12 protein-coding genes are annotated in these 14,992 nt (G+C 63.4%); 6 read left to right on the top strand and 6 right to left on the bottom strand.

Annotated elements, in window-relative coordinates:
- Positions 1 to 151: 151 nt before the first annotated feature.
- The 3 genes from KGD87_RS13910 (at position 152) to KGD87_RS13900 (ending at position 3,000) form a co-directional block, all read left to right on the top strand.
- Positions 152 to 1,054, top strand: a complete 903-nt coding sequence (locus KGD87_RS13910; protein ID WP_284667907.1) for a hypothetical protein — start codon at positions 152 to 154, stop codon at positions 1,052 to 1,054.
- A gap of 220 nt (positions 1,055 to 1,274) precedes the next feature.
- Positions 1,275 to 1,796: a toxin-antitoxin system YwqK family antitoxin gene (locus KGD87_RS13905; RefSeq protein WP_284667906.1), complete on the top strand. Its 522-nt coding sequence runs from the start codon at positions 1,275 to 1,277 to the stop codon at positions 1,794 to 1,796.
- A 103-nt stretch (positions 1,797 to 1,899) separates the two neighbouring features.
- On the top strand, positions 1,900 to 3,000 hold the full coding sequence (locus KGD87_RS13900; RefSeq protein WP_284667905.1) for a TIGR04552 family protein: 1,101 nt from the start codon (positions 1,900 to 1,902) through the stop codon (positions 2,998 to 3,000).
- A 253-nt stretch (positions 3,001 to 3,253) separates the two neighbouring features.
- Here the strand turns inward: KGD87_RS13900 and KGD87_RS13895 are convergent, their stop codons facing one another.
- Positions 3,254 to 4,303, bottom strand: a complete 1,050-nt coding sequence (locus KGD87_RS13895) for a hypothetical protein (RefSeq protein WP_284667904.1) — start codon at positions 4,301 to 4,303, stop codon at positions 3,254 to 3,256.
- Positions 4,304 to 4,522: 219 nt separating this feature from the next.
- On the opposite strand from KGD87_RS13895, the gene KGD87_RS13890 reads away from it, so the two are divergent.
- Positions 4,523 to 5,934 (top strand): IS3 family transposase gene (locus KGD87_RS13890; RefSeq protein ID WP_502887984.1). Its coding sequence is split into 2 segments (ribosomal slippage): positions 4,523 to 4,883 and positions 4,883 to 5,934, totalling 1,413 coding nucleotides; the frame shifts between segments, so codons are not numbered across the junction.
- A gap of 10 nt (positions 5,935 to 5,944) precedes the next feature.
- Here KGD87_RS13890 and KGD87_RS13885 read toward each other — a convergent pair.
- Together KGD87_RS13885 and ffh are read right to left on the bottom strand one after the other, a co-directional pair.
- Positions 5,945 to 6,907, bottom strand: a complete 963-nt coding sequence (locus tag KGD87_RS13885; RefSeq protein ID WP_284667903.1) for an Ig-like domain-containing protein — start codon at positions 6,905 to 6,907, stop codon at positions 5,945 to 5,947.
- Between the two features lie 274 nt (positions 6,908 to 7,181).
- Entirely contained in the window at positions 7,182 to 8,828 is a 1,647-nt protein-coding gene (gene ffh, locus KGD87_RS13880; RefSeq protein ID WP_284667902.1) for a signal recognition particle protein, read from the bottom strand.
- 452 nt (positions 8,829 to 9,280) lie between these two features.
- Between ffh and KGD87_RS13875 the strand changes: the two genes are divergently transcribed.
- Entirely contained in the window at positions 9,281 to 10,309 is a 1,029-nt protein-coding gene (locus tag KGD87_RS13875; RefSeq protein ID WP_176416508.1) for a tyrosine-type recombinase/integrase, read from the top strand.
- A gap of 307 nt (positions 10,310 to 10,616) precedes the next feature.
- On the opposite strand, the gene KGD87_RS13870 is transcribed toward KGD87_RS13875, so the two are convergent.
- Together KGD87_RS13870 and KGD87_RS13865 are read right to left on the bottom strand one after the other, a co-directional pair.
- Positions 10,617 to 11,153 carry a hypothetical protein gene (locus KGD87_RS13870; RefSeq protein WP_284667901.1) on the bottom strand — a complete coding sequence of 179 codons (537 nt, stop codon included), beginning with the start codon at positions 11,151 to 11,153 and terminating at the stop codon, positions 10,617 to 10,619.
- Between the two features lie 93 nt (positions 11,154 to 11,246).
- Positions 11,247 to 13,256: a DNA polymerase gene (locus tag KGD87_RS13865; protein WP_284667900.1), complete on the bottom strand. Its 2,010-nt coding sequence runs from the start codon at positions 13,254 to 13,256 to the stop codon at positions 11,247 to 11,249.
- Positions 13,257 to 13,320: 64 nt separating this feature from the next.
- Here KGD87_RS13865 and KGD87_RS13860 point away from each other — a divergent pair, with 64 nt between their 5' ends.
- On the top strand, positions 13,321 to 14,322 hold the full coding sequence (locus tag KGD87_RS13860; protein WP_284667899.1) for a hypothetical protein: 1,002 nt from the start codon (positions 13,321 to 13,323) through the stop codon (positions 14,320 to 14,322).
- A gap of 63 nt (positions 14,323 to 14,385) precedes the next feature.
- Here the strand turns inward: KGD87_RS13860 and KGD87_RS13855 are convergent, their stop codons facing one another.
- Entirely contained in the window at positions 14,386 to 14,916 is a 531-nt protein-coding gene (locus KGD87_RS13855; protein WP_284667898.1) for a hypothetical protein, read from the bottom strand.
- Positions 14,917 to 14,992: the final 76 nt, after the last annotated feature.

Here is a 14,992-nt window from a genome sequence, read left to right as displayed (position 1 = left end):
CCCGGCCGAGCAGCCGTCCAGGTGGCGTCGACACTCGTTGACACGTCCGGACGGGCAGGACTAAGCCTGCCATGCTCGCATGGATGTTGGGGCCTGTTGTCAGTGGCCGGAGGCCCCCCGGGCGGCGTTCCAAACAAGAGGAAATCTCAACATGCAGCTTCGCAAGATGATGTTGGTGCTCACGGCGCTGGGCGCGATGAGCGGTCTCATGGCTGGTTGCGGTGACGACACGACGTCCCCGGGCGCGTGCTCCAGCAACGACGAGTGCGGAGAGTCGGAAATCTGTCACCCGACTGCCCAGATCTGCGTGCAGACCTGTTCCGCCGCGGTGGACTGCCCCTCCACGGCGAAGACCTGCGCCCCGCTGGGCGGCACGGGTCCCAACGCGACCACGAGCATCTGCCAGTGCTCCACGGACGTGCTCTGCAACGGTGGCACGGGCTCCGAGTCCACGGACCTGGTCTGCTCCAACCTGGACAACGTCTGCGTGACGGCCTGCTCGTCCAACGCCGATTGCACCGGCGACCGGACCTGCAACACGAGCACCGGCCAGTGCGAAGAGGGTGACACCGAGCCCGAGCCGACGACCTGCACGGGTGAGGGCCGCTCCACCTGCGCCTACGGTGACTCCTGCAGCTCTGGTACCTGCACGGAGCTGGCTGCCCCCACGTGCTCGAATCTGCAGGGCAAGCCTGCGGCCAGTTTTGACCCGGCAACTGGCACTGGTCACATCATCTACAACGTTACCAAGGAAGATTTTGGTTCCGCGTGCGGCTCTGATACGTCCGCGCAGACGGTCAAGGCGCGTGTTCACTTCTATTCCAAGAACGACGACCTGCCGTCCACGAAGGAAGGGCTCAACGGCTTCTTCTATGTGCGCACCAATGGCACCGAGTTGAATGCCGTTCCGCTGAGCAACGGCTACCAGCGTTCTTCGGACCGTAAGAGCGCCTCGATTTCGCTCAACCTGTGCACGTCCGCCGCAGACAACCAGATTGTGCTTGGCGTGTACTTCACGGGTGGTAACGGGTACTGCGCGACCCTGACGAAGTAACGGGGCTGCGCCTCCGATTTGGCGAAATCCAGCCCTCCGGGGTTGCTGAGGCCCCATGTTCCGACTTCGGAAGTGGGGCCTCAGTTCTATTGGGGGCCTGTTGTCGAACGAACTCCCTGCTGTGTCCTGTGGCGATCTTGAATATTCGCCTGGGGGGAGCGTTCAAACACACCGCATGACATCCCGAATCAGTCCTCAGTCCGCATCAGGAAGGAAGAGCATGAGCAAGAATCGAACGGTCCATGGCGTTGTCCTGGCTCTGGCAATGGGCCTCCCTGTTGTTGGGATGGCCGAGCAGGTCGAACAAGTGAGGCTCTCCTGTCCAGCCGGAACGAAACAGTTCGGCGGGCGCGAGACGATGACTGACCGCGGCGTGTTTTGTGTGAAGCGAAGTACCAGCGAAGGAATGCCCGTCGCACATGGGCCCTACGTGAGCTACCACTTGAACGGCCAGAAGAAAGTGGTGGGGCAGCACGTCGACGGTGCTCAATCTGGCGTGTGGACGTTCTTCGACGAGAATGGCGTGAAAACCGAGGAGATTGAGTTCGTAGGCGGCAACTACCACGGGCGACGACTCCAGTACTTCGGGAGCGGCGTGACGAAGGTGGCAGAGCATTGGGTCGCGGGGAAGCGTGAGGGGAACGCTGTGACCTATGCCGAGAACGGCCAGAAGCTGAGTGAGCAGATGTACCGGGCTGGTCATGTCGTCAAGACGGCCGATGCACCTGCTGCCTGCAAGTAGCTGCTCTCAGTGGGCGTGATGGACGCGAAGGCCTTCCATTTGGAAGGCCTTTTGCTTTGGTCGGGCTATCGTCGCGAACCTCGCTCGACTAGGAAGATTCATCGTGAAGCCGCCACCGCTCACTCCTGTTTTGCCAGATCTTCCCGTCTGCACGGTGCAGCAGATGGGATTGCGCGAACTTGAGCGCATTCGGCTCATCCTCCGGGGGGGATCGGTCATCGACTGGCGGAGGATGCACTTCCAGACGCGCGGGGAGGTCGACAACTTCCTCAGGCTTCTTCAGCTGGATGTGTCCCGGGCCTATGACGAGGAGTGGGCCCGGGGCGTCTTGGCTGAAGCCGTCGAGTACCTCCGGAAGACGTTCAATTACCGCGTCGCGGATGCAGTGGCTCGGCCCGAGGAAATCCACGACCTGTTCCTCTACGCTTCGGGAGTCAAAGGGTCGCCCAGGCATCGGCGCATCGCATGCGTCGTCCTGAAGGTGATGCACGTCATCCAGCACATTGAAGGGCGAGACCTTCTCTTCCGACTGCCGGTTTCGGAAGCGGCGTTGGCGGAACTCATCATGGAGCGTGTGTTGGGCGTCGCCGCTGAGATGCAGGCCAAAGGGCTGCCTATCGTGGAGTTCGCGCACTCCATCAAGACCCAGGACTCGCTCATCACCAAGTTGTTGGCGAAGAAAGATACGGTGGCCGCGCAGGTCTATGACAGGACCCGGTTCCGTGTCGTGACGCAGAAGCGGGAGGACTTGCTGCCGGCACTCTACTACCTCACGCAGCGGCTCTTCCCGTTCCATCTCGTTGTTCCTGGGCAGACGGAAAACACGCTTCTACCTTTCAAGTCAGTCCTCGCTGAGAACCCACACTTCGAACAGCACATCCCCCGCCTCCACTTGGATCGTGACTTCGAAGATCGTGAGAACTCTGGCGGAAACGCCTTCTCCGGCAATACCTACCGGGCACTGAACTTCGTGGTGGATATCCCGGTGCGGATGGATGCCTATCTCCCGCCACCCGAGGAAGACACCCGGCCACGGAAGGGACGAATTCTCATTTCTCTTGTCGAGTTCCAGATTGTTGATGAGGAAACCGCGCGTCTCAACGAGCGTGGAGAGAATGCCCACGAGGCCTACAAGCGGCGGCAGAAGCAGCGGGTGCTCAAGCGCCTGAGCCAAGGCCTCGTGGTTCCCAAACGGCAGGAGTGACGTCACGGGAGCGCCCCTTGTTCACGGCATCCCCTGATGACACTCACGAATACTCGTAGACGCCTTCAAGCTCGAACAGTGCGGAATGGATGCTTGAACTTGAACGCAGTTCCTCTGCGACCCCAGCGACAAGCATCCTGTGCCGGTTGCTGGCCTGCCCCCTCTTCAATTGCGCGCCCCTGCCTGAACCTCTACGCTTGTCCCGACAATGAAAACATGGAGCAGGCAGCCTGATTGCTCCATGAGTCAATGACTATTTATTGTGACGATAGACGTGAATGTCAGAGCCGGATGGACCTGCTTCGTGCCATGCCAGCCAGGGCCGGTTTTCGCGATCAATCTCCAGCGCGGGATGGAATGCCTCCATGTCACCGCTTGACGAAGAAATCAAAGGTGGCCCAATGGGCTCCCAGGTGGAGGTCGGGCGGCGGGAGACATGAATGGAGCGCTGGGCGTTTGTGACACCGCTCCATGCCACCATGGGAATGTCGTTTTCGCCGATTGCGAGCGATGCATCAATGTTGTCTGTGGAAAGGTGGCTGATGCGTGCTGGTTCGGCCCATGCGCTGCCTGTCCAGTTTGAAAAGTGAATCGTTCGTTCTGCCGAACTCTGCCGCACTTCTTCCCAGGTCACAAACGGTATCCCGCCTGTTGAGACTGCAATGCCAGGGCTGGTCGCTACTGCGGACTGTGGTAGCGTGATGAGGCTGCTTCCCAATGCAGTTGAATGGTTCAGAAGTGCGCCAATGACACGTGTTTCATCTGGGCCATGGTAGGCATCATATGCGACGAATACATTGGTACCCTGCGCGCTGATGGTCGCGCTTCCGGTCGTGTCGTAGTCTGGTGGGCGGTGTACGTTGATGGGGGTCCAGTTCGTCGCACCCGTTTGAAGTTCAAAGGCAACGAGCCGCCCAACACCCGATACGTGCGTCGCGTAGACGTAAACGGTTCCGGTATTTGTTGTTGTGAGGCACGGCTCGCCAATGAACGTCTCCACACTGCCCGTTATGGGAAACGCAGGTAGGTCTTCCCAGGACGTGCTGTTCCAGCGCCTCGCGTAAAGGTTCTTTCCGATTCCAACTCCTGTTGCCTCATCCCAAACCACCAAGATTCTCCCCGAAGCATCAATATGGAGAGCCGGGCTTTCTGCATGAGTCGCTGCCCCGGCGAGGCCGCTCAGTCCTCCGCCCAGGTGGACCCAGTTTGAACCGTTCCAGCGGGCCACATGAATGTTCTTGGATGAGCCGTCGAACTCCGACCATGCGACAACGGGCCGGTCATCCGCATCCAGCTTGAGCACGGCATTCTCGGCGGGAGTTGCTCCGGGAAACGCACTGAGGGTTCCTCCGACAGGAAGCCAGACAGGGACCGTGAATAGCCATTCGCTGGTGGAGTGCAGAACATTGCCCGCTAAGTCCAGGATGGGCTGCTCGCTGGTTCCGAGCTTCCCTCTCTGCCAACGTGAGTGAGACAGTTCGTACCCGGTAGTTTAGTGTGCAGGGCGACCCAGGCAGGAACGATGAATCCAGTGGTGGAAGAGACTCGAGTCCGGGAGACCGAGGTGGTGGAGAAGGCCAGGCGCCGAGGATTCACAGCGGAGTACAAGCTGCGAGTGCTGGCGGAGGCAGAGCGCTGCACGCAGCCAGGTGAAGTCGGGGCGCTGCTGCGCCGCGAGGGGCTGTACTCCTCCCTGCTGAGCGCGTGGCGACGTCAGCGCGACGCGGGAGAGCTGTCGGCCCGCAGCCCGAAGAAGCGAGGGCCGCCAGCGAAGGTGCCCGACGCGAGTGCCCGACGCGTGGCCGAGCTCGAGAGGGAGTTGGCGCGGGCCCAGGTGCGCCTCAAGCGCGCCGAGGCCCTGCTGGACCTCCAAAAAAAAGTATCGGAAATCCTGGGAGTGGAGCTGCCCATGCCCGGCGAGACGCCCTGATGGCCGTGGCACTGGAGGCTGTCGACGCACTGGGCGTGGCGCCGGTGTGCCAGGCACTGGGCCTGCCGCGCGCCACTTTCTACCGGCAGGCTCGGCCCCTACACGGGCCGGTGCGCAGAGGCCCTCAGCCGCGGGCCCTGTCGCCCGAGCAGCGAGCCGAGGTGCTCGCGGTGCTGCACGAGCCGAGATTCGTGGATGCCGCGCCCGCGGAAGTCTACGCGCAGCTCCTCGATGAGGGGCGCTACCTGTGCTCGGAGCGCACCATGTACCGGGTGCTCGCCGAGAATCAGGAGGTGCGCGAGCGCCGCGACCAGCTGCGCCACCCCAACCACCCGGTGCCTCAGCTTCACGCAACGAAGCCCAATGAACTCTGGAGCTGGGACATAACGAAGCTGCACGGCCCGTCGAAGTGGACGTACTTCTACCTCTACGTCGTCATGGACGTCTTCAGCCGCTACGTCGTCGGGTGGATGGTGGCCCACCGCGAGTCAGCCACCCTGGCCAAGAAGCTGCTGGCGCAGACGTGCGAGCGCCAAGGCGTGGTGCCCGGCCAGTTGACGATTCATGCCGACCGGGGCTCCTCCATGACGTCCAAGCCGGTGGCCCTGCTGATGGCCGATTTGGGCGTGACGAAGACGCACTCGCGGCCCTACGTCTCCAACGACAACCCCTTCAGCGAGGCCCACTTCAAGACGATGAAGTACCAGCCCGACTTTCCCGAGTGCTTCGGCTGCATCCAGGACGCTCGCGGCCACTCAGGTGACTTCTTCGGCTGGTACAACAATGAGCACCACCACGGCGGCCTCGGCCTGCTGACGCCCTACGACGTGCACCACGGCCTGGCGGCCGAGCGCCTCGCGGCCCGCGCTGCCGTGCTCGCCGCTGCCTACGCCGCTCACCCTGAGCGCTTCCCTCGCGGTGTACCCGTGCCGAAGGCCCCGCCAACCATCGTCTGGATAAATGACCCCGCGCGGCTCTCTGCCTCACAGGATGCTACGCAGTAATCTCTCGAACTCACTGTCTCACTCGCGTTGACAGGTTCCGCTTCACCAGAACAGTGCTGGGGGCGGGAATGGGCATGGAGGGAGTAATTGTCAGAGTTATTCCATCCGTAGAAAGACTGATGGCGGCCTCAACCCGTGAGTTGCCGTGAACAAGCACTTCGACGTTGTCCTGAGAAATGCTCGCGGAGCGCATGGCCTCGGTAAATGTCGCTTCCAGCGATGTGCGCGCGCTGACCTGGGCATTGCTCGACGCTGGATCTCGGCTCGCAACAGCAGGGGGTGTGCGATCCACAGCCACCGTCCGCGCCACGCTCGTGAAGGACGTGCCTCCTCGAATGGCCCGTGCGGTGAGCTGGAACTCACCTTCGGCCATCCCCCGGGTATCCCAGGTGTAGATGTACGGTGGTGCAGAGACCCGAGCCAGCAGCTGTGTATCCCGATGGAACTCAACGGCTTCGGCGGTGCCTCCCTCAATCGTTGCTTCGAGGAACAACGCTCCGTTGGTGTAGCTGACGGATTCCTCTGGCGCGGGCGCCGCCCATCGGACGATCAGGTCTCCGGCCCGCACAATGGCGAGCTGCAATGATGCCGTCCGAAATTCGTTCCCGGAGGCCGCGCGGACCGTGAGCGCCGCTTCTCCTGCCGCTGCGTTGGCGGAGACCTGGATGGTCAAAATCGCGGTGGACTCTCCGGCGGGAATCGTCGCGGGCTGAGCGGAGATTCCGGAGGGCGGCTGCTCCAGTGTCGCCGTGACGCTGTCCGTGAAGTCAGGGGCTCGGACGATGGAGACCTGGATGTCGCGGTTGCCGCCTTGGAGGACGGAGTCCTCGCTGGGGCTCACGTTCAGTGTGAACTTCGTCGTGGGCTGCGCTCCTCCATCCGGGGTTGGGTCGGGCTCGACCTCTGGGACGTTGATGCACGCCGTGGACAAGGAGATTGCGGCTAACAGCAGGGCACAGGGAAGTCTGGACATGATTTGGAGGCTTCGCAAAGAGCGTTCCAGATGCCGCGATGAGCGTTGATGCAATCGAGGCCCAATGAGGCACGGTTCATTTCCGCGCGGACCGAGCGATACGGGCGTCGGCCGGTCGCGTGCGGATGTCAGCCCCATACCACGCCTTGGATCGGGCCTGTCCCCGCCGACGGATTCCAGTCCGGCCGCGCGGATGCATCCCAGAAACACGAACGCCCGCCCTCCCAGCACGGATGCGGGGAGGCGGGCGTGGGCACCGGGGCCGGGCGGCGGCCTACTTCTTCTTCCGGTTCTTCTTCTTGTTCTCCTTCTCCCGCTTGCGGCGCTCCTTGATGGCGTCGCGGTCCTCGCTCTTGCCGGTGGCGGAGGGCGGCGCGTAGCCCATCAACCGGGCCTTGGCCATGGCGGCCTGGCCCATGGGCGGCGTGTAGCCGGGGGCGATCTGCGGCAGCTGCATGGGCATGCCCATGCCGGGCATCCCTCCGCTCATCATCTTCTCCATCATCTTCGGGTCGCCGCCGAACATGCTGGAGAGGTCCATGTTCTTCATCTGCGACAGCTGCCCCAACTGCTTGAAGCCGGGGATGCGGCCCAGCAGCCCCGGGTTCTGCCCGATGGTGCCCATGACCTGCTGCATCATCCCGAACTTCTGGAGCAGCTCCTTGACCTCTTCGACCTTGCGGCCGCTGCCCTTGGCGATGCGGTTGACGCGGCTGGTGTTGATGGTGTCGGGCCGCAGGCGCTCCTTCGCCGTCATCGAGTCGTACATCGACTCAATCTTCGTGAGCTCCTTCTCGTCCGGGTTGAGGTGCTCGGTGAGGTCGCCGAAGAGGGGGAACTTCTCCAGCAGATCCTTGAGCGGTCCCATCTTCCGGACCATGCGGATCTGCTCGACGAAGTCCTTCATCGTGAACTGGCCGGACAGGAGCTTCTTGGCATCCTCCTCGGCCTTCTTCTCGTCGACGACCTTCTCGAAGTCCTTCATCAGGCCGACGATGTCGCCGAACCCGAGGATGCGGCCCGCGAGGCCGGCCGGGCGGAACTCCTCCAGCTTGTCCATGGACTCGCCCATGCCGAGGAACTTGATGGGCTTGCCCGTGACTTCCTTGATGGACAGCGCGGCGCCGCCGCGGGCGTCACCGTCCAGCTTGGTGAGGATGAAGCCGTCCAGCGTCAGCCGCCGGTCGAACTCCGCCGCCGTGCGCACGGCGTCCTGACCAATCATCGCGTCGCACACCAGCAGGATGTTGTCCGGCTGGACGTTGCCCTTGATGGACTCCAGTTCGGCCATCAGCGCCTCGTCGATGGCGAGCCGGCCGGCGGTGTCGATGAGCACCACGTCGCACTTCTGCTCGCGCGCGGCGGCGTAGCCCCGCCTGGCGAGCTCGGGCGGCTGGATGCCGGGCTCGTGGTAGACGGGGACCTTGAGCCGCTCGCCCAGGACCTTGAGCTGGTCCACGGCGGCGGGGCGGTAGATGTCGGCGGCGACGAGCAAGGGCTTGCGCCCTTCCTGGAGGAGCCGGCTGGCGAGCTTGCCCGTCGTGGTCGTCTTACCGGAGCCCTGGAGACCCACCATCATGATGCCGGACAGCTGGCCCTTGGGCTTCAGCTTCAAGCTGGTGTCGACGGGCCCCATGAGGGCCTCCAGCTCGTCGTGGCAGATCTTGATGAAGTGGTCCATCGGGCTGACCTTGCGCTTCTGGCCAGCCGTGTCGGTGAGGGTCGTCTGCACCAGCTCGCCCACGGACTTCTCGCGGACGCGGGCGACAAACTTCTTCACGACGTCGAAGGCGACGTCGGCCTCGAGCAGGGAGACGCGGATGTCGCGCAGCGACTCGTCGACCAGCTCCGGGGTGAGCTCGCTCTTGCCGGCGAGGCGGTTCTTGGCGGCGCGGAAGCCCTTGGTTACGGTCTCGAGCATGGGGGGCGCTTTATAACAGGGACAGGCGGGATGCGACGGTGGAGCACATCCCGGCCGTCGAACTGTGAAGAGTCGGGGCCCGGAACCGGCCTCCCAGGCGGCGAATCCGACCCAGGCCCCTGGGTTCTTCAACGCTCTTGAGGGGTTGGCGCATCCCCGGGCGCCCTGGCGCGGGGCCAGCGGCGCCGTAGGGCGCGAGCCTGGCGCCCAGGCCTGCCTGGAGCCCCAGCGGAAAAGGAAGAGAGCTGGGGGCTGCACGAGGCCTTTGCCGGAGGGAGGACAGGCCCTGTAGGGTGCTGCCCGCAGCAGGGCACGAGTGGCGGAACTGGCAGACGCAGCGGACTTAAAACCAGCCCGCAAGATGGGGCTTCCTAGAGGGAAACTGGCGTGTTGGAATGGAGCCTTTCCAACTCTGTTCCAACTCGCCAGCGAGAACCAACGGGGGCCACATCATGGGAAGTCGAGTCGCGCGGAAGTGGGATGGCGGCTACGTCCGCACGGATAGTAAGGGTCGGGACACCTACTACATCCTGCGTCGCATCAACGGCCGTCTGTACGAAGTCAGCACTCGTTGCCACACGAGCCGAGCCGCTCACGAGCAACTCAGGCGCTTCGAGGCGGACCCCAGCAACTACCGGCCGGGTGGGGAGGCTTCCGAGGATGGTGTTCTCTCCATCACCGCTGAGCTTGCCGAAGCGTTCCTGCGCTGGTCCCGCGACGAGAAGAAGAACACGCCGAAGTGGGTGCGAGATCAGCAGCGCTCGCTCGCGTGGTGGGCATCTCGCCTTGGCGCAGCGGACCTACGAAAGCTGAAGACTGCGCGGCTCGTCAGTGAACTGGACAAGGCCGAAGCGGGACGGAAGCAGCACATCGCCACGCTCAAGGCGTTCTGCGGGTGGTTGATCAAGGTTCGCCACGTTCTGCAAAAGCAGGAGGACCCGAGTTCAGGTCTGTCCGTGCCGCAAGCTCGTCCCGAGCAGTGGACGACGCCCAAAGCGGTTACGCGAGAGAGGTTCCTCGCCGTCCGTGAGCATCTGACTGGGCTATGGCGCGACGCGCTCGACGTGCTGGCGGGCACCGGCTGGCACTTCAATGAACTGAGCCGATTCGCCGTTAGAGGCGCTGTCGAGCGGCATCCGATGACGGGTGGGAATGTGCTCGCGTGCCCCCAAACGAAGGCTGGCGAACCGCTGCGCACAGAGGTTAGCGACGTCGTCGCGGAGGCTGCTCGCAGGATTCTGGAGCAGCGGGAACTCGACTACTTCGCGTTCCACCGGAGCCTTGAGCACGCGAGCACTGCCGCTGGTCTCAGTGAGCCACTTCGACCTGGGCACATGCGGCATTCTGTCGCGACCTGGGCGATCAATGCCGGGGCGCATCCTGCCGCAGTTGCCGCGTTTCTGAATCATAAGAGCGAACGCACGACAAAGCGCTTCTATGCAACGCACGCGGTGCCAGCGAAGGTTCCAACGCTGTTCTAGTCGAGCTTGAGGGCGCGAATTGCGGCGCTTGCGTCCTGCGTCCGTCGAGCCCGGTTGGTGCGCATGCTGGAACTATTGCGAGGTAGAGGGGCGGGTTCGGTCCCCTCCCTCGCGAGTCGTTCGACCTCCTCTCTTGGGAGCTTGAGCCGTCCGAGTACAAGCACAGGCCGCAGATGGCCTGCCTTGAGCAACTCGTCGAGCGTGCGCCCACGGCTAATCCCCAGCAATCTGGCAGCCTGCCGCTTCGACAGGAGAAGTGGGGGCATGGATGCATTTCGTCCGGGGCCAGTGAAGTGTTCGGACATGACTACCTCGGGAAGATCTTCCGGGGCGCGAGTCGGCCGACGACGTGAAGGCCAACGCCGATGGCGTCCCAAACGTTGTGGTGCTTGTCCTGGGCGCGCGGGAGCTGCACCCGCAGGTGTTCATGGGAGCGCTCACCGAGGCGCGCTTTGATGCGCTCGACCATGACGTCTCCGTCGAGCGTGCCCTTCCACTCGCGCGGCAGGAAGCTGCGCTCACTCGTCGCGCCGAGCCCACCGGCAACCCGGCCGACGACGCCCGCGAGTTCAATCAGGTCGTTCGGGTCGCCCTTGCTCTTCCCGGCCGTGTAGACCTGGGGGCACTCGCTCGCGACGGTGACGGAAACAACCACGCCAGCGGCCCTGAGCGGCTCCAGGAACGACGAAACGAACGCGGCGACCGCTCCCGCCATGCTCGACCATGCCGGTAGCCCACGGGCCTTCCGCTCGGGATTCGTGGGCATGGCCGCCGCGAGCAGCTCGCCCGAGTCCAGGTCGAAGATGGCGACGCCGCACTCGCGAAGCCCGGGGTCGAGCGCCACGAGGAGGTGTCGCGGGGTGGGGGATAGGGGCATCCGTTGCACCAACCAGGGAAAGGGTTCCCTCCCTAAATGAGTGCGGATTTTGGGCGTGGTTCAGGCCGCGCGCTTCGTGGGCGGCTCCCAGACGAGCAGCCGCCCGGAGCTGCCACGCACGGTGGCGACGTCCTTCGACATGATGCGAGACAGCGCGGGCTCGGCTTCGATTGCCGGTGCCAGGTCGGGAGTCGTCTCCTTCATCGCCTCGCGCATCAGGTACGCCTTGCGCTCGGCTGCGTCGTGCATCCGCTGGACGTCATTGGCGAGCAGCTCGCTAATCAGCTCGTCATGCACCATGAGGACGAGTCGCGAGCCGTAGAGCGGCGAGCGGCGGTCGACGTACATCTCGCGGCTGACGCGCCACATGGCCAGCTTGCACCCAACAGCGCCGAGCCCCTGGAATGGCGTGTTGAGAATCTGCGTGTAGCCGCACCCGCCGCGCAGGATGTTGGCCCCCGGAACCATCACGTCGGCGAACCCGCCCCCGTAGGTGCGTGACTTCGCCCGCTGCTGTAGCTCGCGCTGCTCAGGCCATGCGTTGAGCCACTTCGTGTCCAATTCCTTTGCGACTTCGACGCAGGCCCGGCAGACCATCTTTGGCTTGCGCTGCACGGTGATGCCGACGCGCTCGACGCCGCAGACGTCTGAGCGCTTCGCCAGCAGGCAGAAGGAAACCCGGTCCTTCGCGCGTGCGTTGTAGACGAGCGAGCCGCCCGTCATCCCGCCGCCCTTGCCAAAGTTGAGAATCTTCGCGAGCTGACGGAAGGCCACTGCGAGGGGCTCTTTCGCCTTCACCTTCGGATGCAGCTCGTCGTAGCTGGCCCCGAGGAACTCAGCGGCGGCAAGGGTGTGGACGTCGAGCCCGCTGTTCAGCGCTTCGGCCATCTTCGAGTAGCCGAGTTCCCAGATGGCCCGCTGAGCCATGGTGCGAAGCTCAAGCCCGCCATAGTCGACCGAGCAGTAGACGAAGCCGGGCCGCGCCTCGTGGACCTCACGGATGCCACCCTTCTGCGGGAGCTGCTGGTAGTCGCTCGAAACGCGTGTGGTGCTGACGAGCACGTTGAAGCGCGGATTGATGGGGAGCGAGGTGCCCGCTTCGACGACGTCCAGGTAGGTCGACTTATACTTGTCGACGCGCCCGCTCTTGCCCAAGTCCTCAAGCAGCGCGTCGCCCGAACCGAGCAGCGTGTCACGGTCGGTCGCGACCTGACCGTCGGGGAATCGGTCGCTGGGCGCGGTAACGGGAGGCTGCCCGTCATAGGCGGCAGTCACGAGCGCCGCGAGGCGCTTCGAGTCCTTCGAGCCGTCCGCCCGGTAGATGCCCGCCGCCTGGAACTTGGCCCGGTTCTCTCCCCACTCCCGTTCCACCCGCTCCCGCAGCACGGCGACCGAGTCACCGTTCGTTCGGAGGCCCCAGATGGAAGCGAGGTGGAGCGCGAAGGCGGCGCGCATCTGCTCGGCTTCGGCATGCAAGTTGCCGCCGTTGGGCGTCTCCCGGGCTACGGCTTCCTGCCGGAAGAAGACGTCGAGCGTGTAGCGGGCATCTCGCTTCGGATACGCAGCGGCTTCCGTCGGCCAGCGCTCGACAGGGACGCCGTCGAGTTCCGCGTAGCGCAGGCGCCATGCCTTCGGGTTCTTTTTGTCCTCGCTGATGTCGAGCCCAAGATGGCGTTGCACGAGAAGAGCGAGCGGGTAACGGGCGCCTTCGTCATCGTCGAGCTTCCGGCTTGTCGACGGGTCCACGCCGTAGAGCCCCCTCGCGATGTCGATGAGGGCTTCGCGGACCTGAACGCAATGCAGGCGGCTGGCTTCGAGCGCCGCGAAGATGGGCGCCACGAGGTGCGGGTCATCCGCCGCCATGACGCCCAGGTCATAGGCAAGGTTTGCGCCGACGAGGTGCGTGTCAGGCGCGGCGATGGCTTCACGGAAGAACTGCCGGGCTTGGGCCTTGTCCAGCAGTCGTTCGCTGCCTGGAGCTGCCGCCGCGATGCTGCCGCACACGAGAGGGGGCGCGAGCAAGCCGGGCTGAATCAGCCACGTTTCCGTGTCGAAGGACCAAATGTTCACGGGATGCCTTTAAGAATGGGAATGCGGCCCGTGTTGTGGACCATCCATGTGATAGAGTGTGCCCATGATAGACAAGGCAGAGAAGAAGCAATTCAAGGTGCTTGAGAAGCCCAGGCAGGTTCACAACGCCGACGTGCTCTTTGATAGCAATGTCATCCGGGCGAACAATCCAGTCGCAGAGCAGAAGCTCTTGGAGTTGACTGCTCTGCTGGTGGAGCACCCCGATCAGGGCGACGTATGGTTTTCCTTGCTGTCGCTGTCTGAAATGCTCGCTCCGAAGAAGACTGCTAGGCAAATTGAGGTGCTTAGTCGATTTCAGGCTCTGTATAAGAGATTCCGCGACCGCGTTAAGTTCTTCGGGCCTGGAAGGTTTTCTTCGGTTCGGGCCGAGTGGGAAGGCGACGGGTCATTCCTATACGCAAAAGCGGAGTCGATCGATGAATGCGTGAGCGCTTCGATCGAGGCCGGCGAACTTGTGGGAGTGCTGAAAGACATTCGCAACGAGTGGGATGGTGCCAAGGAATCTATCCGACAGGCTTATGCTGAGAAGGCGGCTGAATGCAGAGCTGACTATGAGTCCGACCCTGTGTTCCGTGAGGCAGTTGTGGCTGGAATCGCGCAGTTCGGGACGGAAAGCGTTCTTGACCTGTGTGACGATATTGTCGAGCGCTTGCTTGTGGAAGTCCTTGGGCGCCCAGTTGGAGATCTGCTGTTGGCAAAGAAATCTCCGTCTGACTATCTCTGTACTTGGACTTACGCTTTGCTGAAGCGCTTGGCTGATTTTTCAGTGACGCTTACAGAACAAGAGCGCGAGACGAATTTCTCGCAGTATGGCCGCCTGCTGGTGCCTGACCATAACGACTTTTTCGATGCGTATATTGCCTCGGCTGGGGCACAGTGTGGGATGCTGATTACAGATGATGAAGGACTCATCGTGAAGTTGAATGCGCTTCATGATGCTCACCCATCACTTGTTCGGCTTCAGGGGTTTACGGTTGCGGATGCCTTGATTGCCTACAACCCCCCGAATGGACGCAAGCGAGATCGGACGAAGCCACTCCCTTAAGTGATGCATGCCCAGTCGTGCGCGGAGCCGAGTCAATGGGCTCCGCGCACGACTTTGATGGCGCTATTTGAGGGCGTCGGCGAGCGCGGGGAGCTTGCTCGCCTTGCGCGCGTGCTCAGCCTGGGCGAGCTGCTCGTCGTTCAGCTCGACGTGCGACCAGCGATAGCCGCTGATGACCTTCCCGGCGTGGCCCTCCTTCGCGGGGAGCTGCTTCGGGAAGACCTCGCAGCGAATCAGGAGGTGCGTGCCCGCCTGCCGCTCGTCGAAGAACTTCTTCAGCGCGGCCGGATTGGCGAACTCGTACTCGTCGGCCCCCACGAGCGTCATCAGGAAGGACTTGAAGCGCCCGCCGCCGCCCTTCTTCTGGTCGCTCAGGTTCTCGACGTAGTCGACCGTCTCGCCCGGTCGGCTCGGAGTTTCGCCACCTGCGAGGGGCTCGGACTCGCGAACCTTCAGCTCGGCGATGGCCGAGTCGCCCTTGAAGCCCTCCTTCGTGCGAATGACTTCGACTTCGAGCAGGTAGCGACCGAAGCGCGGGTAGCGTCCGCCAGCCGCAGCCTGGGCGGTGGCAATCTTCGTCAGTGCGTTGCTCATGGTACGTGGGCCCTTCGGCTCGGGTTGCGTCAGCGGCGAAGTGCGCTGACCCCACGTAAATGCGTGCGGATTCCGG

The sequence above is a fragment of the Myxococcus sp. SDU36 genome (assembly GCF_030168875.1).
GTDB classification, from domain to species: domain Bacteria; phylum Myxococcota; class Myxococcia; order Myxococcales; family Myxococcaceae; genus Myxococcus; species Myxococcus vastator.
Note: the sequence above shows the minus strand (reverse complement) of the source record. Positions and strands in the feature narration are given on the sequence as shown.